This window comes from Streptomyces sp. TAA204 (assembly GCF_000424965.1).
The window spans coordinates 589,024-611,748 of the sequence record NZ_AUKW01000003.1 but is presented as its reverse complement, the minus strand read 5'-3'; the positions used below and the strand labels follow the sequence as shown (position 1 = coordinate 611,748).

Genomic DNA, 22,725 nt, shown 5'->3' with positions numbered 1-22,725 from the left:
TACGACGGCAGTCGGCCCCACGGTCTCCGTCCGCCGCTCCGCACAACCGGCGGTGCGGCGCTCTCAGCCCGCTCTCAGGTTCATCGCCATCGCCTCGACCGCCAGCAGCGGGGCCACGTTGCGGTCGAGCGCTCCGCGGCACTCCAGCACCGCCTCGATCCGGCGCAGGGTCTGCTCCGGGCGCGAAGCGGAGGCAAGGCGGGCGACGGCCTCGCCCGCCTCCTCGTTCGCCAGGGCGACCGACGATCCCAACTGCCGCGCCAGTACGTCCCTGTAGAAGCCGGTGAGGTCGGTCAGCGCGAGGTCGAGGGAGTCCCTCTGGGTGCGGGTGGCGCGCCGCTTCTGCTTGTCCTGCAGCTCCTTCATCACACCGGCCGTGCCGCGCGGCAGCCTTCCACCCTTGCCCTCGCCTGCTCCGAGGGCTGTCCGCAACGCCTCGGTCTCCCGCTCGTCGTGCTCCTCGGCGACCTCCTTGGCGTCCTCACTCGCCGCGTCGATGAGCTCCTGGGCAGCCTGGAGTGCCCCGCCGACGTCGGATACCCGCTGCGGCAGCTTCAGCACCGCCGACCTGCGCCGGCGCGCGCGCTCGTCCGTGGCCAGCCGCCGGGCCCGTCCGATGTGGCCCTGGGTGGCGCGTGCCGCGTACTCCGCCATTCGGGGTTCGATCCCGTCACGCCGCATCAGCAGGTCGGCGACCGCCTCCACCGGCGGTGTGCGCAGGGCGAGATGACGGCAGCGGGAGCGGATCGTGGGCAGCACGTCCTCCGTCGAGGGGGCGCACAGCAGCCAGACCGTACGGGGTGCGGGCTCCTCGACCGCTTTGAGCAGTACGTTGCCCGCGCCTTCGGTCAGACGGTCGGCGTCCTCCAGCACGATCACCTGCCAGCGGCCTCCCGCCGGGGACATCTGAGCTCTGCGCACCTGTTCACGTGTCTCCTTGACGCCGATGGTGAGCAGGTCCGTACGGATCACCTCGACGTCGGCGTGGGTGCCGATCAGGGCCGTGTGGCAGCCCTCGCAGAATCCGCAGCCGGGCGCTCCGCCGAGCGCTCTGTCGGGGCTGACGCACTGCAGAGCGGCGGCGAAGGCGCGGGCGGCCGTGGAACGGCCGGAGCCGGGCGGGCCGGTGAAGAGCCAGGCGTGTGTCATGGCCGAGCCGGACAGTTCGCCGGAGACGTCGCCCGCCGCACGGGCGGTGACGTAGGCGTCGGCGTCGCGGGCGGCGGCGCTCAACTGCGCGGTCACGCGTTCCTGACCGACCACGTCGTCCCAGACCGCCATCGCTGCCGTCCCTCCCTGTGCCTGCCGGCTGCTCCGGCGGCGCGGACACGGCCACCCGCCGCGCTCGCCGCCGCCGGTCACCCATTGTCGTCCACGCCACCGACAGCCAGGCCGCGGTGCGGCCGGATGCGGCGGCTCCCGGGGGCTCCCGGGGGCTCCCGGGAGCACACCGGGTCTCGCGCCGGACGGGCGGCCCGGCGCCGGCTACTTGCCCCGGCCGCGCCGCTTGCGGCCGTCGTCCCCCTCTTCGTCCTCACCGGTGCCGAGCAGTTCGTCCGCCAGCGAGGGCACGTCGTCGAGCGGGGTCTCCTCGGCCCAGTCCGGACGCGGACGCGCTGCCCGTCCCGTCTCGGGATCGACCTGCGGGATCTCCCGCGTACGGTCCTCCTCCTCGGCGGGCACGCGCGGCAGCATCGTCGTCTCGTCGTCGTTCCGGTCCGCCTCGCCCTGCTGCGTACCCTTCTTCGACTGACGGGCCTGCGGCAGTACGTGCGTACGCTCGGACTCCGCCTCACCGCTGCCGCCCTCGGCCTGCGGATCCACCTGCGGGAGCTTGGCCGTGTGCCCGTCGGATCCGTCCGGGTCGGCTCTCCGCGACCTGGCCTGCTCCGCGCGCTGCAGGGCCTCCTCCGCCTTGCGCTGCTTCTCCAGGCGGCGTTCCTCGGCCTGCGCCCGCAGCCGGGACTCCTCCTCGGCGAGCCGCCGCTGCCGGGCGATCTCCTCCTCCCGGGTGCGCTCCTCGGCCTCGCGCCGCTGACGCTCCTCCTCGGCGACCCGGCGGGCCTGCTCGGCCCGCTCCCGGGCCTCCTCGGCGCGGCGGGCCTCCTCACGCTGACGCTCCAGTTCGGCCTCGCGCTTCCTGCGCTCCTCCTCCTCGGCGCGCAACCGGGACATCTGCTCCTGGCGTTCGCGCTCCTGGCGCTCCTCCTCGGCCTTGCGCGCGACGTCTTCCTCCGCCTTGCGGCGTGCCTCTTCCTCCGCCGCCTTCCGGGCGTCCTCACGGGCCTGGATCTCCTGGGCGGACAGGGGCAGCACCTGATCGAGACGGTGACGGGCGACGGTCGTGATCGCCTCCGGCTCCTGCCCCGCGTCGATGACCAGATAGCGCGCCGGGTCGGCGGCGGCCAGGGTCAGGAAACCCGCCCTTACCTTCTCGTGGAACTCGGCGGGCTCCGACTCCAGCCTGTCCGGTGCCTCGGTGAAGCGCTCGCGCGCCGTGTCGGGCAGGACGTCGAGCAGCACCGTGAGATGCGGTACGAGGCCGCCGGTCGCCCAGCGGGAGATGCGGGCGACCTCGGTCGGCGCCAGGTCGCGGCCCGCTCCCTGGTAGGCGACGGAGGAGTCGATGTAACGGTCGGAGATGACGATGGCACCGCGCTCCAGCGCGGGCCGCACCACCGTGTCGACGTGCTCGGCGCGGTCGGCCGCGTACAGCAGCGCCTCGGAACGGTTGGACAACCCGGCAGCGGAGACGTCCAGCAGTATGGACCGCAGCCGCTTGCCGACGGGCGTCGCGCCGGGCTCCTTCGTGACCACGACCTCGTGGCCCTTCGCGCGGATCCATTCGGCCAGGGCTTCCACCTGCGTGGTCTTCCCGGCCCCGTCACCGCCCTCCAGCGCGATGAAGAAGCCGTCCGGCGCGGGTGCCTCCCGGGGCGGCCCGCCTGCCAGCGCCTCGCGCAGGTCCCGGCGGAGCGTGACGCCCTGCCGGTCGTCGGTGCGTCCCAGTACGAGTGCCGCGACGGGCAGCAGCAGAGCGCCGACGAGCATCAGCGCGAACGCCGCGCCGCCGTGGTCGAAGACGAAGTCGCCGCCCCCGACGCGGTGCGGGCCGATGAATCCCGCCCCCACGGGTGCGACGAGCGCGCCCACTGCGATCGCGACGCGGACGAGCGTCTGCAGGTGCTCGGTCATACGGGCGCGGTGCGACAGACCGGGCGACTGCGCCGAACGTACGTCCTCGGTCTCCTGGTCCAGCAGTACGTGCCCCGACTGCGCGGCGACTCCCGCCGACAGGCCGGCGACCGCCATGAGCAGCAGACCCGTCGTGGCGTCGGTCACCAGCCCCGCGCCGAGCAGCGCGACACCGGTCAGGGCGATGGCGAGCGCGAGCAGGCGGCGCCGGGAGAGGCCCGGCAGAACACGGGGGGCGAGGCGGATGCCCGCGGCCGTACCGCCGGCGAGTACGAAGACCTGGAGCCCGAAGCCGATGGGACCGCCGCCGAGGTCGGCGGCGTGCAGCGCGGCGAGCGCGACGGCGCATGCGATCGCCCAGGCGATCGCCGAACACGCCAGCACCAGCATCGGGATCGCGCCGGTGCGGCCCTTGTCGGGCGCGGACCCGGCGGCGCTCCGCGGCCGGCGGAGTCCCTGAAGGGGTGAACGGGGGCGCGGTGTGCCGGAGTCGGGCAGCTCCAGGAAGTACACGATCGAGACCGCGGCCGCGAACAGACCGGCGGCCACATAGGAGCCCAGGGCAGCCTGATGCGTGTGGAACCAGTCGAACAGTGTGCTCAGCAGGTTGCTGATGAGCGTGACCACGACCAGCGCGATGGCCGCCGCGGGGAACGACAGGAAGGTGCTGCGGAGCCAGAGCCGGCGCAGCGCCTCCTGGCGGTCTGCCGCCGGGCCGGACCAGAGCGCGTCCTGCGGCGCGGGCCGTACGGCCGTGTCCTCGGGCGGCGGGGTGGGCAGCAGCGCGGGTGCGGCGCTGTCCTTCGCCACGGTCCAGAAGCGTTCGGCGACGCCCATGACGAAGACCGTGATCAGGACGATCGCGAAGGCGTCGCCCGGCATCCAGTCGACCCACATCGGGGCGACGATGAGGGCGAGCGCCCGCAGCACGTCGGCCCCGAACATCGTCCAGCGCCTGTCGAGAACGCCCTTGCCCGGTGTCAGCAGCGCCGACAGGGGCCCCAGCAGCACGGCGCCGAAGAGCACCGTCGCCAGCAGCCGGGCACCGAACACGGCCGTGACCACCAGGGCCATGCCGCGGTAGTCGCCGCCGAAGACGGCTTCACCGCCCGCTGCCCGTACCGTCGCCGCCTGAAGGGCCAGCAACACCAGCACCAGCAGGGCGAGCGCGTCGCCGATCCCTCCCGTCAGCTGGGCACTCCACAACCGCCGAAGCGGGCCGAACCGCAACAGCGCGCCCACGGCGCGCTCGCGGGACTCCGCGGCGAGTGCGTCGTCGGGGGCGTCAGAGGTGGGGTTCACGCCCGTTGGCTGATCTGCTCGCGTCATGGCGGTCAGGGTATAGGGCGCCGCCGACGCCGTGTCGCCCCGCCCGAACAAACGGGCGGGACCAGGGCGTCACTGTTCGGCGCCGGCCTTCCCGGCTGCGGCTTTACCGGTGGACGACTTCTTGGCGGCGGACTGCGCCGTCGACTTCTTCGCGGTGGACTTCTTGGCCGCCGCCGTTTTCTTCGCCGTCGTCTTCTTGGCCGCCGTCTTCTTGGCCGCCGTCTTCTTCGCGGCCTTCTTCGCCGTCTTCTTCGCAGGGCCCTTCGCCCGCTTCTCGGAGAGCAGTTCGAAGCCGCGCTCGGCGGTGATCGTCTCGACGTCGTCGTCCCTGCGCAGGGTCGCGTTCGTCTCGCCGTCGGTCACGTACGGACCGAAGCGGCCGTCCTTGACGACCACGGGACGCTCCGTCTCCGGGTCCGTGCCCAGCTCCTTCAGCGGCGGCTTCGCCGCGGCACGTCCCCGCTGCTTGGGCTGGGCGTAGATCTCCAGGGCCTTGTCGAGGGTGATCGTGAAGATCTGCTCCTCGGTCTCCAGGGAACGTGAGTCGGTCCCCCGCTTCATGTACGGCCCGTAGCGCCCGTTCTGCGCGGTGATCTCCTCGCCCGTCTCCGGGTCGGTACCGACGACGCGGGGCAGCGAGAGCAGCTTGAGGGCCTGTTCGAGCGTCACCGTTTCCAGCGACATCGACTTCAGCAGCGAGGCAGTGCGCGGCTTCACGGCGTTCTTGCCGGTCTTGGGGGTGCCCTCGGGGAGCACCTCCGTGACGTACGGTCCGTAGCGCCCGTCCCTGGCCACGACCGGACGGCCGGTCTCCGGGTCGGTGCCCAGCTCGAAGTCGCCGCTCGGCTTGGCCAGCAGCTCCTTCGCCAGCTCGACGGTCAGCTCGTCCGGCGGCAGGTCGTCGGGTACGTCGGCGCGCTGGCCCGGCTCGTCGGGCGAAGGCGGCGGGCCCTCGACGTACGGGCCGTAGCGTCCGACGCGCAGCGTGATGCCCTCGCCCACGGGGAAGGACGAGACGCCCTTGGCGTCGATCGCGCCCAGGTCGGAGACCAGCTCCTTCAAGCCGCCCAGGTGGTCGCCGTCGCCGTTGCCGGAGTCGGCGGCCGATCCCTGTGCGCCCTCGCCCGAACCGTCCTCACCGAAGTAGAAGCGGCGCAGCCACGGCACCGATGCCGCGCTGCCCGCGGCGATCCGGTCGAGGTCGTCCTCCATCTTGGCCGTGAAGTCGTAGTCCACGAGCCGGCCGAAGTGCTTCTCCAGCAGCCCCACCACGGCGAAGCTGAGGAAGGAGGGCACCAGGGCCGTCCCCTTCTTGAAGACGTAGCGCCGGTCCAGGATGGTGCTGATGATCGAGGCGTAGGTGGACGGGCGGCCGATCTCCCGCTCCTCCAGCTCCTTCACCAGAGTTGCCTCGGTGTAGCGGGCGGGGGGCTTCGTCGCGTGCCCGTCGACCGACAGCTCCTCCGCGGTCAGCGCGTCGCCCTCGGTGACCTGGGGCAGGCGCCGCTCACGGTCGTCCAGCTCGGCGTCGGGGTCGTCGGAGCCCTCAACGTACGCCTTGAGGAAGCCATGGAAGTTGATGATCTTACCGGTGGCACTGAACTCGGCGTCCCTGCCGTCGCTCGCGCGGCCACCGACGCGGACGGTCACCGACTGTCCCGTCGCGTCCTTCATCTGCGAGGCGACGGTCCGCTTCCAGATCAGTTCGTACAGCCGGAACTGCTCGCCCGTCAGCCCGGTTTCGGCGGGGGTGCGGAAGCGGTCGCCGGAGGGGCGGATCGCTTCGTGGGCCTCCTGCGCGTTCTTGACCTTGCCGGCGTAGACGCGCGGCTTGTCCGGCAGGTAGTCGGAGCCGTACAGCTGCGTGACCTGGGTGCGGGCGGCGTTGACGGCCGTGTCGGAGAGCGTCGTGGAGTCCGTACGCATATAGGTGATGAAGCCGTTCTCGTACAGCTTCTGCGCCACCTGCATCGTCAGCTTCGCGCCGAAACCGAGCTTGCGGCTGGCCTCCTGCTGAAGCGTCGTCGTACGGAACGGGGCGTACGGCGAGCGGCGGTAGGGCTTGGACTCGACCGAGCGCACCGAGAACTGCGTGTCGGCGAGCGCCGACGCGAGGGCACGGGCGTTGTCCTCGTCCAGGTGCAGCACCTGATCCGGGTTCTTCAGCTGCCCGTCGGCGCCGAAGTCGCGGCCCTGGGCGACGCGCCGCCCGTCGACGGAGTTGAGCCGGGCGCCGAACGTGCCCGGGTCGGCGCCGGCCTCGCGTCTCCCCGTGGCGAACGTGGCGGTCAGATCCCAGTACTCGGCGGAGCGGAACGCCATCCGCTCCCGCTCCCGCTCCACCACCAGCCGCGTCGCGACCGACTGGACACGGCCCGCGGAGAGCCGCGGCATGACCTTCTTCCACAGGACCGGCGAGACCTCGTAGCCGTAGAGCCGGTCCAGGATGCGGCGGGTCTCCTGCGCGTCGACGAGCCGCTGGTTCAGGTCGCGCGGGTTGCGCACGGCGTCCTGGATGGCGTCCTTGGTGATCTCGTGGAAGACCATCCGCCGTACGGGGACCTTGGGCTTGAGCACCTCGCGCAGATGCCAGGCGATGGCCTCGCCCTCGCGGTCCTCATCGGTGGCCAGCAGGAGTTCGTCGGATTCGGCGAGAAGCTGCTTGAGCTTCTTGACCTGCTCCTTCTTGTCCGTGTTGACCACGTAGAGCGGTTCGAAGTCGTGGTTGACGTTGACACCGAGCCGCGCCCAGGATTCGCCCTTGTACTTGGCGGGGACCTCCGCGGCGCCGTTGGGAAGGTCGCGGACATGCCCCACGCTGGCCTCGACCACGTAGCCAGGGCCGAGGTAGCCCTTGATCGTTTTGGCCTTGGCGGGCGACTCGACGATGACGAGTCGACGCCCGCCGTTTGCGGGCTCGCGGGTCGGGGACAACTCTCGCTCTTCTCTCCGGTCGGCGTTCGGCATCGATGCCGCTGCGGAGTGTGACGGTACATCCCGCCTCCGTGTCAAACGGGAAAACTCCGCAACGCAACTCGAACGGTAACCCGACACCCGTCGTTCCTGCCGCCCGATGCCGCCCGGGAACTCAGCCCGACGCCAGCACCCAGCCACCCGCGAGGAGCGAAATCACGCCGAAAAGAACAGCGGCCGCCGCTCCGGCGAACACCGGCACGCCGTCCGCCACCGGATCGTGCGACCGCAGCCGGACGGACGTCCACACCAGCAGCCCCGTCCCGAACAGTGCGAGGGTCACCCCGGCGAAAATGGCCGGTACGCTCTCCATGCCGCTTTGCATGGAGAGCACCCTTTCACCGCAAGGGAACGCTCATACGAACGGCAGATGAACCGGAGATCCGGCGCCGTCGACGCCCTTGCCCTGCACGAGACCACCGGCCGCCGGCGGGCGCTATCCGGCCTCCACGGGCAGCAGGAACCCCTGCTCCACCAGCAGCCTGATCGCCTGCGGTGTCCGGTCGCGCAGCATCACCGGGTCCTCCCCGACCAGCTGCGCGATGGCGTCCAGAATCCGCCACGCGGGCAGCGAACCGTCGCACACCCCGGCGAACCCCGCCCCTACCGTGTCGACCTTGGTGGCCCGCCGCATGCCGCGCTGCTGGCGCAGCACCACATGCTCGGGGTCCTCCGCACCGGGCGCCCCGACCTGCTCCTGGACCACGCCGTCGGCGAGCTGGAAGTGACAGCCCAGCAGTGCCGCGTCGTCGGTGGCGCGCAGGAAGTCCCGGCGCCGGAAATGCTCCACGGCCTCCCCGCCCAACGGCTGCTCGACAGGGTGCGGCCACTCCTCCACGAGCACGTCCGGCTGCTCCGCACCGCTCTTGCGCAGCGTGATCCAGCCGAAGCCGACCGCGGTCGTGCCCCGCCGCTCGAACTCGTCCAGCCAGTCGTTGTAGCGCGCCGCGTACTCGGCCCCGCCCGAACGGTGGTCCCCCGCGTCGCGAAGCCACAGCTCCGCGTACTGAGTGACGTCCTGCACCTCGCGCTGCACGATCCACGCGTCGCACCCACCAGGCACCCAGGACCGCAGCCGCTCGTGCCAGTCCTCACCCTCACGGTGCTCCCAGTTGGCCAGGAGCTGGCAGTAACCGCCCTCGGCCAGCCAGTCACCCGAGCGCAGCGTGAGCGTGCGGCACAGCTCGTCGCCCGCCATCCCGCCGTCCCGGTACGTCAGCCGGGCGCGCGGAGAGATCACGAACGGCGGGTTGGAGACGATCAGGTCGTACGGCTCCTGGTCCGCGACCGGGTCGAACAGCGCACCCTCCCGCAGGTCCACCCCGGGCGCGCCGGACAGCGCGAGGGTCAGCCGGGCGATGCGCAGGGCGCGCGGATTGAGGTCGGTCGCGGTCACGCGTGTGGCGTGCTGCGCAGCGTGCAGGGCCTGCAGCCCGGAGCCCGTACCGATGTCGAGGGCGCGGCCGACGGGCACACGCACAGTGATGCCGGCCAGCGTCGTCGACGCGCCGCCCACACCGAGCACGACATCGTCGCCCCGCGCGCCGTCCGGCATGCCGACACCGCCGGCTCCGCCCACGGCACAGCCGAGGTCGGCGACGATCCACCAGTCCTGCCCCTCGGGCCCGCCGTAGGGCCGTACGTCCACGGTCGCCCGTACGGTCTCCTCGCCGGTGCCCTCGTCCGGCCGCTCCGCCCGCACGAGCCAGCCGTCCTCCAGCGCCTCGGCGGCGGGCAGCGCGGCCTCGGCCTGCCGGAGGGAGACGCTCTGCTGCAGCAGGAACAGCCGGATCAGCGTCTCCAGCGGCCCCCTTCCGCGCGTGGCCCGCAGAGCGGGCACGGTCTCGCTGCGTGCGAGGGCGGCGTAGGCCGGTCCGCCGAGCAGGTCCAGCAGTCCGTCGGCGGTGAAGTCGGCTGCGCGCAGCGCCTCCCGCAGTCGGCCGGCGCGTTCGGGGTCCGTCTCGGGGAGGCGTTCGCTCGTACTCACGCACCCATTGTGGCGTCACCGGCGCCGCCTGCGCCGTCCCGGGGGCGCCGGGCTCTACACGTCCGGAGAATTGCCCGGACGCTTGCAGCCCTTCTGGTTGGCCATTGCCTTGCCGACGTCGCCGGACTGCAGCTTGCTCAGCGCCTTGTCACCGCTCTTGCCGAGCGTGTCGAGCTTGGTCGCCACGCCCTGGAGGCCCTCGGCGAACTTCGCCTGGTCCTTGGTGTCCAGGCCGTCGACCGTGGTGCGCAGCTCGTCGTACTTCTTGGAGATGCCCTGGAGCTCCTTCACGGCGTCGCCGTGCAGCTTCTCGCCGTCGTCCACGGGCGGCGGGCCGGCCTCGTCGACCGCGTCCGCGAGGGACTTGTAGGCGCCGGAGATCTTCTCGAACGCGGCGGCGTCGGTCTTCTTGACCTCCTCCGAGGAGTTCTTCTCCTCGGAGGCGTCGTTGATGGAGGTGTTGGCCTGCTGGATCTTCTTGACCTGAGGCTGCACCTGGTCGCAGACCTTCTTGGCCCACTCGTCCGTCTGCTTGCCGCTGTCGTCGCTGCAACCGGTCAGGGCCAGTGCGAGTGCCGCACAGCCGGAGAATGCAGCCGCAAGTTTCTTGTTCACCGGATCGGTTCCTTCCGTGGCTGTTCGGCCCGGAACATACACGCCCTGAGGCTGGCGTCGGCGAGGCGGGCGATAAATACGACCCGTATTGTAGCCATTTGCACCACACGCTTGGACAATGTGTGCCTTGCCACACACGGCAGCCGGGCGGACGAGGCGCCAACGCACCTCGCCCGCCCGGCTGTTGAGGCAACATGTCCTCCGGACGTCAGGAAGCCGCCACCGGGTCGGACGGCTTGGCCGACCGCTCGGCGTCGCCGTCCCCGTCGGTTCCGCTTCCGGCCCCTGCCCCGGCCCCGTCACTCATGGCGATTCCGCGCCGCTTGGAGACGTACACGGCGCCGACGACGACCGCCGCCGAGACCAGCGCGACCGTGGCCCGCACGCCCGCACTCGCGTCCTCACCGTAGGAGAACTGGATCACGGCGGGCGCGATGAGCAGCGCCACCAGGTTCATCACCTTCAGCAAGGGGTTGATCGCCGGACCCGCGGTGTCCTTGAACGGGTCGCCGACCGTGTCGCCGATGATGGTGGCCTCGTGCGCCTCGCTGCCCTTGCCGCCGTGATGCCCGTCCTCGACGAGCTTCTTCGCGTTGTCCCAGGCACCGCCCGAGTTGGCGAGGAAGACGGCCATCAGCGTGCCGCAGCCGATCGCTCCCGCGAGGAAGGCCGCGAGCGCCCCGGCTCCGAACGTGAAGCCCACCAGGATCGGTGAGAGCACCGCGAGCAGACCCGGAGTGGTCAGCTCACGCAGCGCGTCCTTGGTGCAGATGTCGACGACGCGCCCGTACTCGGGCTTCTCGCTGTAATCCATGATCCCGGGCTTCTCACGGAACTGCCGCCGGACCTCGAAGACCACCGCGCCCGCCGAACGCGAAACCGCGTTGATCGCCAGACCCGAGAAGAGGAAGACGACAGCCGCACCGAGCATCAGCCCCACGAGCGTGCTGGGCTGCGCGATGTCGAGGAGCTGAAGCATCTCCTGCCCGCCCTCGCCCGCCTCGTTCAGGGCGATGACGAGCTCCGTACGGTACGAACCGAAGAGCGCGGCTGCGGCGAGCACAGCCGTGGCGATGGCGATGCCCTTGGTGATCGCCTTGGTGGTGTTGCCCACCGCGTCGAGGTCCGTGAGCACCTGCGCCCCCGCGCCCTCGACGTCACCGGACATCTCGGCGATGCCCTGAGCGTTGTCGGAGACCGGACCGAAGGTGTCCATGGCGACGATGACGCCGACCGTGGTCAGCAGACCCGTGCCGGCAAGCGCGACCGCGAACAGCGCCAGCATCACGGTGCCACCGCCGAGCAGGAAGGCGCCGTAGACGCTCAGCCCGATCAGCAGTGCCGTGTAGACGGCCGACTCCAGACCGATGGACATGCCCGAGAGGATCACCGTGGCGGGACCGGTCAGCGACGTACGGCCGATGTCCCGTACGGGCTTGCGGTTCGTCTCGGTGAAGTAACCCGTCAGCTGCTGGATCAGCGCGGCCAGCACGATGCCGATGGCGACCGCCACGATCGCCAGCACGCGCGGGTCACCGCTGTGGCCCAGGATCTCCGGCGCGTCGGCCTCCGCGACGCCCTTCAGGTCTCCGTAGCTGGAGGGGAGGTAGGTGAAGGCCGCGATACCCACCAGCACCAGGGAGATCACCGCGGAGATGAAGAAACCACGGTTGATCGCGGTCATTCCGCTGCGGTCCTTGGCGCGCGGCGCGACCGCGAAGACACCGATCATCGCCGTGATCACACCGATGGCCGGGACCATCAGCGGGAAGGCGAGACCGTCGTTGCCGAAGACAGCCGTGCCCAGGATGAGCGCGGCGACGAGCGTGACCGCGTACGACTCGAAGAGGTCGGCAGCCATACCGGCGCAGTCGCCGACGTTGTCACCGACGTTGTCCGCGATGGTCGCCGCGTTGCGCGGGTCGTCCTCGGGGATGCCCTGCTCGACCTTGCCGACGAGGTCGGCTCCGACGTCGGCGGCCTTGGTGAAGATGCCGCCGCCGACACGCATGAACATCGCGATCAGCGCGGCGCCGAGCCCGAAGCCCTCGAGGACCTTGGGAGCGTCCGCCGCGTAGACGAGCACGACGCAGGCCGCGCCCAGCAGGCCGAGGCCCACCGTGAACATGCCGACGACGCCGCCCGTACGGAAGGCGATCTTCATCGCCTTGTGGGAGACGCTGGTCAGGTCGGCGGCCGGCTCTCCCTCCCCGGGGGTGGCCTCACGTGCGGCCGCAGCGACACGGACGTTGCTGCGTACCGCGAGCCACATGCCGATATAGCCGGTGGCCGCGGAGAAAGCCGCACCGACAAGGAAGAACAGCGAGCGTCCCACTCGCTGGTTCATGTCGTCGGCGGGCAACAGGAACAGCAGGAAGAAGACCACGACGGCGAATACGCCGAGCGTGCGCAACTGCCGGGCGAGGTAGGCGTTGGCGCCTTCCTGCACGGCCGCGGCGATCTCCTTCATTCTGTCGGTGCCCTCGCTCGCGGCGAGCACTTGACGGACCAGCACGACGGCGAGGCCGAGAGCTGCCAGAGCGACGACCGCGATCACGATGACGAGACCGCGGTTGCCGGTGGTCAGTACGGCATCAGCGAGGTGCTGTTGGTTCTGATATGGGCTGAGGTGCCCCGCCATTCGTCCTCCTTGACGCTTGGCGCAGGGGCGCGCGGTTCGGCGTACGGCTCCTGCTTGCAAAGATGTGGACGGATTGTAGGGATCAGCGCTGGATCAAAACAGGGCGCCGGATCGGCAATCCGCCTACAACAGCGGAGATCAAATGGAGTTCGTGTGGGGAATTCGCTCGCACGAGGGAACGTGACAAAAACGCTGACGCTGTAAAAATGATCACCCAGCGAGCCTCACAAGCCCCATTTTTCACATCAAACTAGCTCAATAGCTCGACTCGGAAAAGGGGCATAGCGATCACGGGACGGACTGCCGGGCACCTGCCGACAGCACCCGCGACGGGGCGGAGAACCTCGCTGAAGATCGCCGAAAACTTGTAAACCGCTTCGCCGGAAGTCCCTCTACGAAGGCAACCCGGCGCTCGGAGGGGCTGAGGGCGTCGTCGCATCCCTGCATGGGGAGCCACCTGAAGACTGTCAGGAGGCGGGCCGGGCGCGGGGCAGGGGCCCGGTCGCACATGGAGGCCCGGAGCCGGCGTGGGGACGCAGGGCTCCATGGGGTCGCTTCTCCGGCCCGCGGGACCACGGGCTGCAGGACGCGGGACTGCGAGGGTCGCGGGGGCTGCGAGGGTCGTGCGGGGCGAGGGGCTGCGCGGGCCGTGCCCTGCCGGGCTCACGGGCCGGGCAAGACACCGCTCACGGCAGCAGCGGAGCCGGGATGACGGGCCAACTCATACGAATCAGACCGCCCTTGTCGTCGGTGGTGACCTCGACGTCGTCGACGAGCCCGCTGATCACAGCCAGACCCATCTCCCCTTCGGCTTCCTCATCATCGGACTTCGCAGCCGGCGCCGTGGAACCCGAAGAGGTGTGTGCGGCGGCAGTCGCCGTCGGAGCACCGTCACCGACCTCGATGGAGAACTTCTTCTCCTCCTCGATCAGCGCCACCCGCACGGGGGTGTCCAGATCATGGCTCATGTGCAGCCCGACCGCGCGCGTACAGGCCTCGCCCACCGCCAGCCGGACTTCGTCGAGCACGGCCTCGTCCACCCCTGCCCGCCGCGCCACGGCGGCGGCCACCAGCCTCGCTGTACGCACGTGCTCCGGCAGCGCGCTGAAGCGGAGTTCCACGATGGCCATGCCATCCCCCTTGAACTTGCACTGTCACATTCGCGGGTACCGGGCTCCATGAGCCCGGTACCTACATCGTTCCGGTATCCGGTCCGCTCCCGGCGGACGTCAGTCGGTCGCCGCGACGGCCTCGTCCACGGAACCGTGGATCGGGAACACCTTGGTCAGACCGGTGATACGGAAGATCTTGAGAATGCGCTCCTGGTTGCACACCAGTCGCAGCGAGCCCTCGTGGGCACGCACCCGCTTGAGCCCTCCGACGAGCACACCGAGTCCGGTGGAGTCCAGGAAGTCCACGCCTTCCATGTCCACGACGAGGTGGTAGCTGCCGTCGTTCACAAGCTCGACCAGCTGCTCCCGCAGCTTGGGCGCGGTGTATACATCAATCTCGCCACCGACCTCGACGATCGTCCGATCGCCTACGGTCCGGGTCGACAGGGACAGGTCCACGGATCCTCCAGCACCTTGCAATCGAGTCGTCCGCCCGCTGAGATCTTCCCGCCGGGAACTGGCCGGGACAGCGGGCGGATCGGCAGCCGCAGAAGCATTCAATCACTTACCGGCCTGCACGCACGACGCCTTGCGGTCATTGTGCGTCGCGCCGGTGACACCCTCGGTGCCCGCAGCCGCCCAACCGCACACGGTCGCCTTGAGCGTACGCTCACCTGCTGTGCCCTCCCGAAAGGTATCCGACCGCGATCCCCGTGCGGTGCTCGGTCAACTCGCCGCCGGGGCGGACAGGGCTGCGCGCATCACCCATACGGAGCACTTGCCCCCGCGGGTCGGTCGCCATGCGGCCTGGCCCGAGCGGATCAGACCCGAAGTGATCAACGCGATACGGGAGTTCGGCGTCGACCGGCTCTGGGAGCACCAGGCGCGCGCAGCCGAACTCGCTCTGCGCGGCGAGTCAGTGATCATTGCCACAGGCACCGCTTCCGGCAAGTCCCTCTCCTACTTCATCCCCACCCTCAACGCCCTCCTCGGCACGGAGGAGAGCGGCGGCGACGAGAGTGAGCGCAGCACCGCCCGGCCTGGCAGGGCGCCGCTGCACAGCGGTCGCAGCGGTACGGCCCTCTATCTGGCACCGACCAAGGCGCTCGCCGCCGACCAGCACCGCGCGCTCACCGAGCTTGCCGCCCCGCTGGGCACCTCGGTGCGCCCCGCTGTCTTCGACGGGGACACCCCCGTCGAAGAGCGCGAGTGGGTACGCGCCTTCGCCAACTACGTGCTCACCAACCCGGACATGCTGCACCGCGGCATCCTCCCGGCCCACGCCCGCTGGGCCTCCTTCCTCCGCTCGCTGCGCTATGTGGTCATCGACGAGTGCCACACCTACCGCGGTGTCTTCGGTTCACACGTGGCCCAAGTCGTCCGGAGACTGCGGCGGGTCTGCGCCCGTTACGGTTCGGACCCGGTCTTCCTCCTCTCCTCCGCGACGGCCGCGGGCCCGGGCGAGGCGGCAACGCGCCTGACCGGAGTGCCCGTCGCCGAAGTCACCGAAGACGCCTCTCCCCGCGGTGAGCTGGTCTTCGCCCTCTGGGAGCCTCCGCTCACCGAGCTGGAGGGCGAACGCGGCGCCCCGATCCGGCGCACCGCCACGGCCGAGTCCGCGGAGCTGCTGACGGACCTCGCCGTTCAGGGCGTCCGCACGGTCGCCTTCGTGCGCTCACGCCGCGGGGCCGAACTCATCTCCCTCATCGCGCAGGACCGTCTCGCCTCCGTCGACCGCGGGCTGAGCTCCCGTGTTGCCGCGTACCGGGGCGGCTATCTCCCCGAGGAGCGCCGTGCCCTCGAACGGAGCCTGCACTCCGGCGACTTGGTCGGTCTCGCCGCCACCAACGCCCTGGAACTGGGCGTCGACGTCTCCGGCCTCGACGCCGTCCTCATCACCGGATATCCCGGCACCCGAGCGTCCGTCTGGCAGCAGGCCGGCCGCGCCGGACGCACCGGGGACGGCGCTCTCGCCATCCTCGTCGCCCGTGACGATCCGCTCGACACCTATCTCGTGCATCACCCCGACTCGCTCTTCCGCGCACCGGTCGAGTCGACCGTCCTCGACCCCGACAACCCGTACGTCCTGGCCCCCCATCTGTGCGCCGCGGCTGCCGAGATCCCGCTCACCGAGGCCGACTTCACGCTCTTCGGATCCGGCTGCCGGGACCTGCTCCCCCAACTGGAGGAACGCGGGCTCCTGCGCAGGCGGGGCAGGTCCTGGTACTGGACACGGAAGGAGCGCGCCGCCGACCTCGCCGACATCCGCGGCTCGGGCGGCGCCGCGGTCCAGATCGTCGAGGACGGCACCGGCCGGCTCCTGGGCACTGTCGATGCCGCGGCTGCCCACACCACCGTCCACGACGGGGCGGTGCACCTGCACCAGGGACGCACCTATGAGGTCCGGCACCTGGATCTGGAGGACTCCGCCGCCCTCGTGGAACAGGCCGACCCGCCCTGGACCACGATGGCCAGGGACACCACCTCCGTCGCGGTGCTGGAGACGGAGACGGAAGTCCCCTGGGGGGAGGCACGCCTGTGCTACGGCACGGTGGAGGTGACCAACCAGGTCGTCTCCTATCTCCGCCGCCGGCTCGTCACGGGTGAGGTCATGGGCGAGACGAAGCTCGACCTTCCCCCTCGTACGCTGCGCACCCGTGCCGTGTGGTGGACGGTCACGGAAGACCAGCTCGACGCCGCACGGACCGGGCCCGAGATACTTCCCGGCGCCCTGCACGCGGCCGAGCACGCGGCCATCGGCCTGCTGCCCCTCTTCGCCACATGCGACCGCTGGGACATCGGCGGTGTCTCCGTCCCGCTGCACCCCGACACCCTCCTGCCGACCGTCTTCGTCTACGACGGCCAGCCGGGCGGCGCCGGCTTCGCCGAACGGGCCTTCCGTACAGCCCGCGAGTGGCTCACCGCCACGCGCGACGCCATCGCGGCCTGCGAATGCGAAGCCGGGTGTCCCTCGTGCATCCAGTCGCCCAAGTGCGGCAACGGCAACGACCCTCTCCACAAGCGCGGAGCGGTCCGCCTGCTGACCCAGCTGCTCGCCCGGGCACCGTAGGCCCCGCTCCACGCCCGCGAAGACCGCGGCCGGGTGCCGTGGACGGGGCACCGGTCGAGCCGGGCGCGGCGGGCGGGCCGGCGCCCCGGGCGGGCCCGCGCGCGAGCGCACGGTGGGTGCGTACGGACCGAGCCGCACCCGTGCGGAGACGTCGGCGATCTCTCCGATGACGGCGCAGCGGACGAGCCGGGCCTCCTGCGCCTCGGCCACACGGCGGGCGGCGGCACAGGCACGGCCCGCACCGTCGAGAGCATGGTCGGCAGCTGCCAGCGCCGACAAGTCCGCGGCTCCCGCCGCGCGGTGGCGAGCCGCGATCACCTGCCCGAGCCCGAGGACGGCCGTCAGCACCGCGCACAGTGCCGCTCCGCTGAGTGCCGCCCACACGGTCGCAGAGCCCCTGTCACCGCCCGGCACCGGTAGTCACCCCCGTCCCCTCCTCGGACATGGCCACCGCCTCGGCGCTCAGTCCCACCGTCAGCGGCCCCGGCCCGGGAGTGCGCGCACGCACGCGGACACGCACCAACTCGCCCTCCCGCACCGTCTGCACGACTGCTCCGCGTGGCACCGCCGAGCGCACCGCGGACCGCACGGCCGCCTCCTTCTCACCCCGCGCCGCCGCCCGTGCTCCAGCCCTGGCACCGTCCACACACTGGATGTGCTGTGCGGCTGCCATGACGCCCCACAGCAGCATGCCGAAGAGCAGCACGAGCGCCGGAACCACCACGGCGGTCTCCGCCGTCACATAGCCGTCGTCAGAAGTCGGCACTGAGCGCCCTCTCGATCAGCTGCTGCATCCCGGCACTGACCGGACCGCTGGTCACGATCTTGTAGAGCACCGCGGCGAAGCCGCATGCCGCGATGGTCCCCACGGCGTACTCGGCCGTGCTCATCCCCGCGTCTCCTGCCAACTGCTCCTTGATGAGGCGCAGTCGGCTGCCTCGGACGTCCGCACCGCGGCCTGGGCCACGACGTGCGGCCCTCGCGGCGGGGCTCAGCTTTCCGGACATGGTTCCCCCTTGTGGGTCGTTGCTGGTCGTCGTTCCTCATCGGTTTCGGATGCGCCACCCGCCCGGCGGACCGGCAGCGGGGACCTCCGGCGGTACGCGGCACGCCCGGCCGCCGGGGCCACTCGGCCACTCGCTCACCGGCTCACCGGCTCACAGCAGCGACCGGGCCAGGCCCATGACCACCGGGGCGACCCCGACGGCGAGAAAGGCGGGCAGGAAGCACAGCCCGAGCGGACCCGTCACCAGGACCGCCGCCCGGCGGGCTCGGGCGGATGCCGCCCGAGCCTGCCGGGCGCGGAGCTCGGCGGCGAACCGCGCCACCGGCTCCACCGCGGGAACCCCCGCCGTCCCGGCACGCTCCATGCAGCGCCCGAATTCCTGCCACAGGGGTCCGAACCGGCCCCAGACGGCTGCGGGCTCGGCTCCGAGCCGCAGTTCTGTGGCGGCCCATATCAGCCGCGTGCCGACGGGGCCGCCCAGCGAACGTCCGACCGCCTCGGCCGCCGGCGCCGGAGACGACCCGGCCGCCAGACAGGCCGCCATCAGCTCAGCGGTCAGCGGGAGCTGTTGCGCCACCGCGCGCGCTTCGCTCTCCTCCTGCGCCTTCTGACCACGCCCGGCCCTGCCTCGTGTCCACCGCCATACGCCGTACGCAGCAGCACAGCCCACCAGCCACCCGGCGGCCCCCGCGACGACCGTCACCGCGAGTGCGCCGGAACCGATCGCGGCCGCTGTCTCCGGCAGCCGTCCGCGCGCCATCCACCGCGCCCGCCTCTTCCTGCGCTCCTCGGAGAGGACCTTCCCCGTGCGCCGCGTCCGCCGCCCCGAGCGTCCCGAGCTACCCGAACGCCCGGACCCAGCGGCGTCCTCCCCACGGTGGCCCAGAAGCATCCGCATTCGCAGCCGCAGGAGCCGAGCACGCCACAGGCCGCGTACCGAACCGCTCACGCATCCGGCAGCCACCAGCAGGGACACCCACATCAGCGCGTCTGCGAGGAGGCCAGCGGTCCCCGCGCTCATGTCGCGTCACCTCCCACGGAGGCCCCTGGCTTCTCCGCCGTCCGCACGAGGCGAGCAACCCAGGCGAGACCGGCCCACTCCAGCAGCCCTCCTACGACCAGGCAGACCAGCCCCGCAGGACTGTGCAGCAGCACCTGCGCGGGCCGGGCCCCCATCGCGCTGCCCAGCAGCAGCCCGAAGGCCGGAAGCAGCGCGAGCACCACCGCCGTGGACCGCGGCCCGGCCAACAGCGCCCGCAGCTCCTCGCGTTGGTCCCGCTCCGCACGCAGGGCGCCGCAGACCTTGTCGAGGCCCTCGGCGAGGCCCGCACCGCCCTCAACGGCCACCTGCCAGCAGGCGGCCACACCACGCAGTCCTTCCGCACCGGGACTCCGCGACGCCTCCCGCAGCGCTCCCGGTACGTCACCCCCGAAGCGGGCCGCGGCGAGAACAGCCGCCCCCGCATCCCCCAACTCCCGTGCCGCGACGGCACCCGCCGCCAACAGCGCACGGTCCGGCTGGTGTCCTGCTCGCAGCTCACCGGAGACCGCCGAGCACAGCTCGACCACGGCCGACGCCCTTCGCTCCGCGGCCTTCGCCCTTTCGCGCGCGAGGAGCCATCGACGGACGAGAGGCACCGCGACGGCGGCGACAAGGAGCGGAAGCCATGATTCGCTCATCAGTGCCAGCACGGCTCCCGCAGGCGGACACCACCACGCCCGTCCCGTCCCGCTCTTCAGCCGGACCTGTACCCGGGTGATGAACCGGGCCAGCCCCGGGGAGATCCGGGGGAACGGCTCGGCCGCTCCGCCTGCTCCGGCCAGCAGCAGCCGCGCCCGCCGTCTCGCGTCGTCCCGACCGGCCGTCAGCCAGGCCGCCGCTCCGGCGCACACCATCGCCGCGTACACCGGAGCCGACTCCAGGCCAGGGGCCATCTCTGCACCGGTCACGGTCACCGCACGTCCCCCTCGTATGCCGGACCCGCCTCCGACGCGGGCTGTCCACAGCCGCGCTCCCCGCCGCCTCCACCGGCTCCACCGCCTCCACCGCCTCCACCGCCGAGGTGCCGTCGTCCCCGCCCGCACATCGCCCAGAGGTGCCTCGCACCGCGCTCCTCCACGAAGCCGAGGTCTCCCCACACCAGGGCGGGCACCGTCGTGACCAGCCCTTGGCGGTCACGCTCCAGCACATGAATCTGCGCGATCCGCCGTCTGCCCGAGCGGTCCCGGACCAGATGGATGAGCACGTCCAGGGCCGCCGCCAACTGGCTGTGCAGGGCTGCCCGGTCCAGCCCGGCCGTCGTCCCCAGCGCTTCCAGCCGGGCGGGCACATCAGCCGCGGCATTGGCGTGCAGCGTCCCGCAGCCACCTTCGTGACCGGTGTTCAGCGCGGCCAGCAGGTCGGTCACCTCGGCTCCCCGCACCTCGCCGACCACGAGCCGGTCCGGTCGCATCCGCAGAGCCTGCCGAACGAGGTCGTCCAGACCCACCCGGCCGACGCCCTCCTGGTTCGCAGGCCGGGCTTCGAGGCGTACGACGTGGGGGTGGTCCGGCCGCAGTTCGGCCGAGTCCTCGGCGAGCACGATTCGATCCTCCGGGTTCACCAACCCCAGCAGCGAACTCAGAAGCGTGGTCTTGCCCGAGCCCGTCCCCCCGCTGACCAGGAACGAGAGCCTGGCCTCCAGCACGACTCGCAGCACTCGCCCGCCTCCCGGCGGAACCGTCCCCGCACGCACCAATTCCTCAAGGCTGAACGCCCGGTGACGCACCACCCGCAACGACAGGCAGGTCGAGCCGACGGCCACCGGCGGCAGCACGGCGTGCAGCCTCGTGCCGTCCGGCAGACGGGCGTCGACCCACGGCCTCGCGTCGTCCAGCCGCCGGCCGGCGGACGTCGCCAGCCGCTGAGCCAGCCGCCGCACGGCAGCGGCGTCGCGGAAGCGCACTTCGGTGCGCTCAAGGCCGCGGCCCCGGTCCACCCACACCTCATCGGGCCGGGTGACCAGTACGTCCGTGACGTCCGGGTCGGCCAGCAGCGGCTCCAACGGACCCGTGCCCACCATCTCCGAGCGCAGGGCCTCCACCACGCCCAGCACAGCGCTGTCGCCGAGCAGCCGGCCCTGTGCCCTCAGCGCAGCGGCGACCCGGGCCGGCGTCGGTTCGGCTCCCGTCTCGGCCAGCCTTCTGCGCACCGCGTCGAGCAGGGGAGCCCCGGCCTCTTCCACCCTCGGCGCCCGCGCCGTACCACTGCCCCGCCCGGTCAGGCCGCTCTGCCCTGTCCGGCCGCTCTGCACTGTCCGCGAGCTCCGCCCACTGTCTCCGCGCTGTTCACAGGTGCGGCCCGGCGCGGCCCTGCCCCGGCCGTCCATGGTGCTCATACCGAGACTCCCCCGCCGCTCACGCCGCCGCTCAGCGCCTGCGACCAGAAGTCCCGGCAGAAGCGCGCCAGCACCCCGCTCGTACGCGCCCCCGGTGGTACGCCCCGTTCAGCCGCCTCCAACAGCCCCGGCTCCCAGGGGAGTTCGCCCGCCAAAGGCAGGCGCAGCAGACGGGCCACCTCCTCCTCGTCCAGCCCTGTGCCATAGCCACGCGATCCGCCGGGACCACCGGGCGTGCGCACCACGGCCCTCAGATCGCGCAGCACCATCTGCGTGCGGGAGGCGACCCGGTGAGCGGCCGCGACCGCCCGGATCTCGGCGGGAACCAACAGCAGGCCGAGGTCCGTCTGGGCCAGGGCTTCGGCCACCGTCTCGTCCACCCGCCGGGGAAGGTCCACGACGACCACGCCGCCGCGACGCCGCGCGGCGGAGAGCACGGATTTCATCGCGTCCGCGGGGATCAGCACGGAGTCCCCCCGGTCCCAGCTGAGCACGCTCAAGTCGTGCAGCTTCGGCAGCGATTCCGCGAGAGCACCGCCGCCGACCCGCCCCCGCGATTCCGCGAACGCCGGCCATCGCAGTCCCTCCGTCCGTTCTCCGCCGAGCAGCACGTCGAGGCCGCCTCCGAGCGCGTCACCGTCGATGAGCATCGTGCGCTGCCCGTTCCGCGCGGCGGTGACAGCCAGGGCACAGGCGAGCGTCGAGGCACCCGCGCCCCCGCGCCCGCCCAGCACCCCGACGGTCAGGGCGGGCCGGCCCACGCACTCGGCGGCGTCAGCGATGCGTCCGGCCAGCCAGCTCTCGGCGTCGGGCAGCATGACCACGCCCTCGGCCCCGATACGGGCGCCGCGCTCCCACACGCCGGAGTCGTCGAGGTCCTTGCCGACGAGGAGCACCCCCGGCCGGCGGGCGGCCGGGGACGGCCCATGGCCGGGCGTTCCGCCGAGCCCGGCCGCGCCCGCGCAGTCGTCCCCCACGAGGACCAGCGGCGCCTTCTCCCACGCGCTCGCACCGCTCCAGCCCGCCCATGCCACGCGGCTCGGGGGCCCACCGTGCACAACTTCCGCTTCCGCCCCGGCAGCCGCACACAGCCGCAGCAGATCGTCGAGAAGTTCTTCGTCCTCGGTGACAATCAGAATGGTTTCGGCCACGTTCCCGGCTCCCTTCGCGCTTCACGGCCTCACTCCCGCAAACACCTGCGGGGGCCGTCCGGAATCACGGTGCCGTGAACGCGAAAAGGTTGGTGATCATGGTCCAAAACTGGGGACATGCATCGAGTTGTGAATAACTCCGTCACCCTTCCCGGCGACTTCCGGAGAGCAGCGCACCGGTCACACTCAGTGACTGATCTGATGGGTCGTCACGCAGGCGGCCGGAGGCCGCGGAGGGAGAGAGCGATGCCCGACGATGGAGCGAAAAG

At 71.6% G+C, this 22,725-nt stretch carries 16 protein-coding genes and 1 pseudogene; 1 reads left to right on the top strand and 16 read right to left on the bottom strand.

Features of this window, described 5'->3' with window-relative positions; translation table 11 throughout:
• Window positions 1–63 precede the first annotated feature (63 nt).
• From H343_RS0108180 to bldG, 9 genes are all read right to left on the bottom strand, one after another.
• The gene (locus H343_RS0108180) at window positions 64–1,281 is read right to left on the bottom strand and encodes a DNA polymerase III subunit delta' (protein ID WP_028430729.1); all 1,218 of its coding nucleotides are present in this window, start codon (window positions 1,279–1,281) and stop codon (window positions 64–66) included.
• A gap of 204 nt (window positions 1,282–1,485) precedes the next feature.
• Window positions 1,486–4,524, bottom strand: a complete 3,039-nt coding sequence (gene tmk, locus H343_RS0108175; RefSeq protein ID WP_028430728.1) for a dTMP kinase — start codon at window positions 4,522–4,524, stop codon at window positions 1,486–1,488.
• 69 nt (window positions 4,525–4,593) lie between these two features.
• Entirely contained in the window at window positions 4,594–7,458 is a 2,865-nt protein-coding gene (gene topA, locus H343_RS0108170) for a type I DNA topoisomerase (protein WP_028430727.1), read from the bottom strand.
• 154 nt (window positions 7,459–7,612) lie between these two features.
• Window positions 7,613–7,822, bottom strand: coding sequence for a hypothetical protein (locus tag H343_RS0108165; RefSeq protein WP_486586820.1), 210 nt, complete (start codon window positions 7,820–7,822; stop codon window positions 7,613–7,615).
• Between the two features lie 111 nt (window positions 7,823–7,933).
• Complete coding sequence (locus H343_RS0108160) at window positions 7,934–9,484, bottom strand: DUF7059 domain-containing protein (protein ID WP_028430725.1); 1,551 nt, start codon at window positions 9,482–9,484, stop codon at window positions 7,934–7,936.
• Window positions 9,485–9,538: 54 nt separating this feature from the next.
• Entirely contained in the window at window positions 9,539–10,099 is a 561-nt protein-coding gene (locus tag H343_RS0108155; protein WP_028430724.1) for a hypothetical protein, read from the bottom strand.
• A gap of 208 nt (window positions 10,100–10,307) precedes the next feature.
• Entirely contained in the window at window positions 10,308–12,740 is a 2,433-nt protein-coding gene (locus tag H343_RS0108150; RefSeq protein WP_028430723.1) for a sodium-translocating pyrophosphatase, read from the bottom strand.
• A 686-nt stretch (window positions 12,741–13,426) separates the two neighbouring features.
• A complete protein-coding gene (locus tag H343_RS0108145) occupies window positions 13,427–13,870 on the bottom strand; it encodes an ATP-binding protein (protein ID WP_028430722.1) in 444 nt (147 codons plus the stop codon).
• Between the two features lie 99 nt (window positions 13,871–13,969).
• A complete protein-coding gene (gene bldG / locus H343_RS0108140; protein WP_019547857.1) occupies window positions 13,970–14,311 on the bottom strand; it encodes an anti-sigma factor antagonist BldG in 342 nt (113 codons plus the stop codon).
• A 58-nt stretch (window positions 14,312–14,369) separates the two neighbouring features.
• On the opposite strand from bldG, the gene H343_RS0108135 reads away from it, so the two are divergent.
• Window positions 14,370–16,922, top strand: a complete 2,553-nt coding sequence (locus tag H343_RS0108135; protein ID WP_078505224.1) for a DEAD/DEAH box helicase — start codon at window positions 14,370–14,372, stop codon at window positions 16,920–16,922.
• 102 nt (window positions 16,923–17,024) lie between these two features.
• Here the strand turns inward: H343_RS0108135 and H343_RS34095 are convergent.
• The 7 genes and pseudogenes from H343_RS34095 to ssd all read right to left on the bottom strand — a co-directional run.
• Window positions 17,025–17,336 (bottom strand): annotated as a pseudogene (locus H343_RS34095) (Rv3654c family TadE-like protein); the annotation flags it as partial.
• A complete protein-coding gene (locus tag H343_RS0108130; RefSeq protein ID WP_037902766.1) occupies window positions 17,323–17,688 on the bottom strand; it encodes a TadE family type IV pilus minor pilin in 366 nt (121 codons plus the stop codon). The pseudogene H343_RS34095 and the gene H343_RS0108130, both read right to left, overlap by 14 nt.
• Window positions 17,675–17,812 (bottom strand): DUF4244 domain-containing protein, encoded by a 138-nt coding sequence (locus tag H343_RS35840; protein ID WP_028430719.1) that lies wholly within the window; start codon window positions 17,810–17,812, stop codon window positions 17,675–17,677. The genes H343_RS0108130 and H343_RS35840 overlap by 14 nt, the downstream gene beginning before the upstream one ends.
• 267 nt (window positions 17,813–18,079) lie before the next feature.
• Window positions 18,080–18,688, bottom strand: a complete 609-nt coding sequence (locus tag H343_RS29595) for a type II secretion system F family protein (RefSeq protein WP_051264743.1) — start codon at window positions 18,686–18,688, stop codon at window positions 18,080–18,082.
• Window positions 18,689–18,945: 257 nt separating this feature from the next.
• Window positions 18,946–19,863, bottom strand: coding sequence for a type II secretion system F family protein (locus H343_RS0108115; RefSeq protein ID WP_037903037.1), 918 nt, complete (start codon window positions 19,861–19,863; stop codon window positions 18,946–18,948).
• A 17-nt stretch (window positions 19,864–19,880) separates the two neighbouring features.
• Window positions 19,881–21,305 carry a TadA family conjugal transfer-associated ATPase gene (locus tag H343_RS29590; protein ID WP_078505187.1) on the bottom strand — a complete coding sequence of 475 codons (1,425 nt, stop codon included), beginning with the start codon at window positions 21,303–21,305 and terminating at the stop codon, window positions 19,881–19,883.
• The gene (ssd, locus tag H343_RS29585; RefSeq protein ID WP_028430716.1) at window positions 21,302–22,456 is read right to left on the bottom strand and encodes a septum site-determining protein Ssd; all 1,155 of its coding nucleotides are present in this window, start codon (window positions 22,454–22,456) and stop codon (window positions 21,302–21,304) included. Before ssd ends, H343_RS29590 begins: the two co-directional genes overlap by 4 nt.
• Window positions 22,457–22,725 lie beyond the last annotated feature (269 nt).

Coding starts and splice junctions, on each gene's coding strand:
- H343_RS0108180 (WP_028430729.1), bottom strand. CDS start 1,281: ATGGCGGTCTGGGACGACGTGGTCGGTCAGGAACGCGTGACCGCGCAG.
- tmk (WP_028430728.1), bottom strand. CDS start 4,524: ATGACGCGAGCAGATCAGCCAACGGGCGTGAACCCCACCTCTGACGCC.
- H343_RS0108165 (WP_486586820.1), bottom strand. CDS start 7,822: ATGCAAAGCGGCATGGAGAGCGTACCGGCCATTTTCGCCGGGGTGACC.
- H343_RS0108150 (WP_028430723.1), bottom strand. CDS start 12,740: ATGGCGGGGCACCTCAGCCCATATCAGAACCAACAGCACCTCGCTGAT.
- H343_RS0108145 (WP_028430722.1), bottom strand. CDS start 13,870: ATGGCCATCGTGGAACTCCGCTTCAGCGCGCTGCCGGAGCACGTGCGT.
- H343_RS35840 (WP_028430719.1), bottom strand. CDS start 17,812: ATGAGCACGGCCGAGTACGCCGTGGGGACCATCGCGGCATGCGGCTTC.
- H343_RS29595 (WP_051264743.1), bottom strand. CDS start 18,688: ATGGCGCGCGGACGGCTGCCGGAGACAGCGGCCGCGATCGGTTCCGGC.
- H343_RS0108115 (WP_037903037.1), bottom strand. CDS start 19,863: ATGGCCCCTGGCCTGGAGTCGGCTCCGGTGTACGCGGCGATGGTGTGC.
- H343_RS29590 (WP_078505187.1), bottom strand. CDS start 21,305: ATGAGCACCATGGACGGCCGGGGCAGGGCCGCGCCGGGCCGCACCTGT.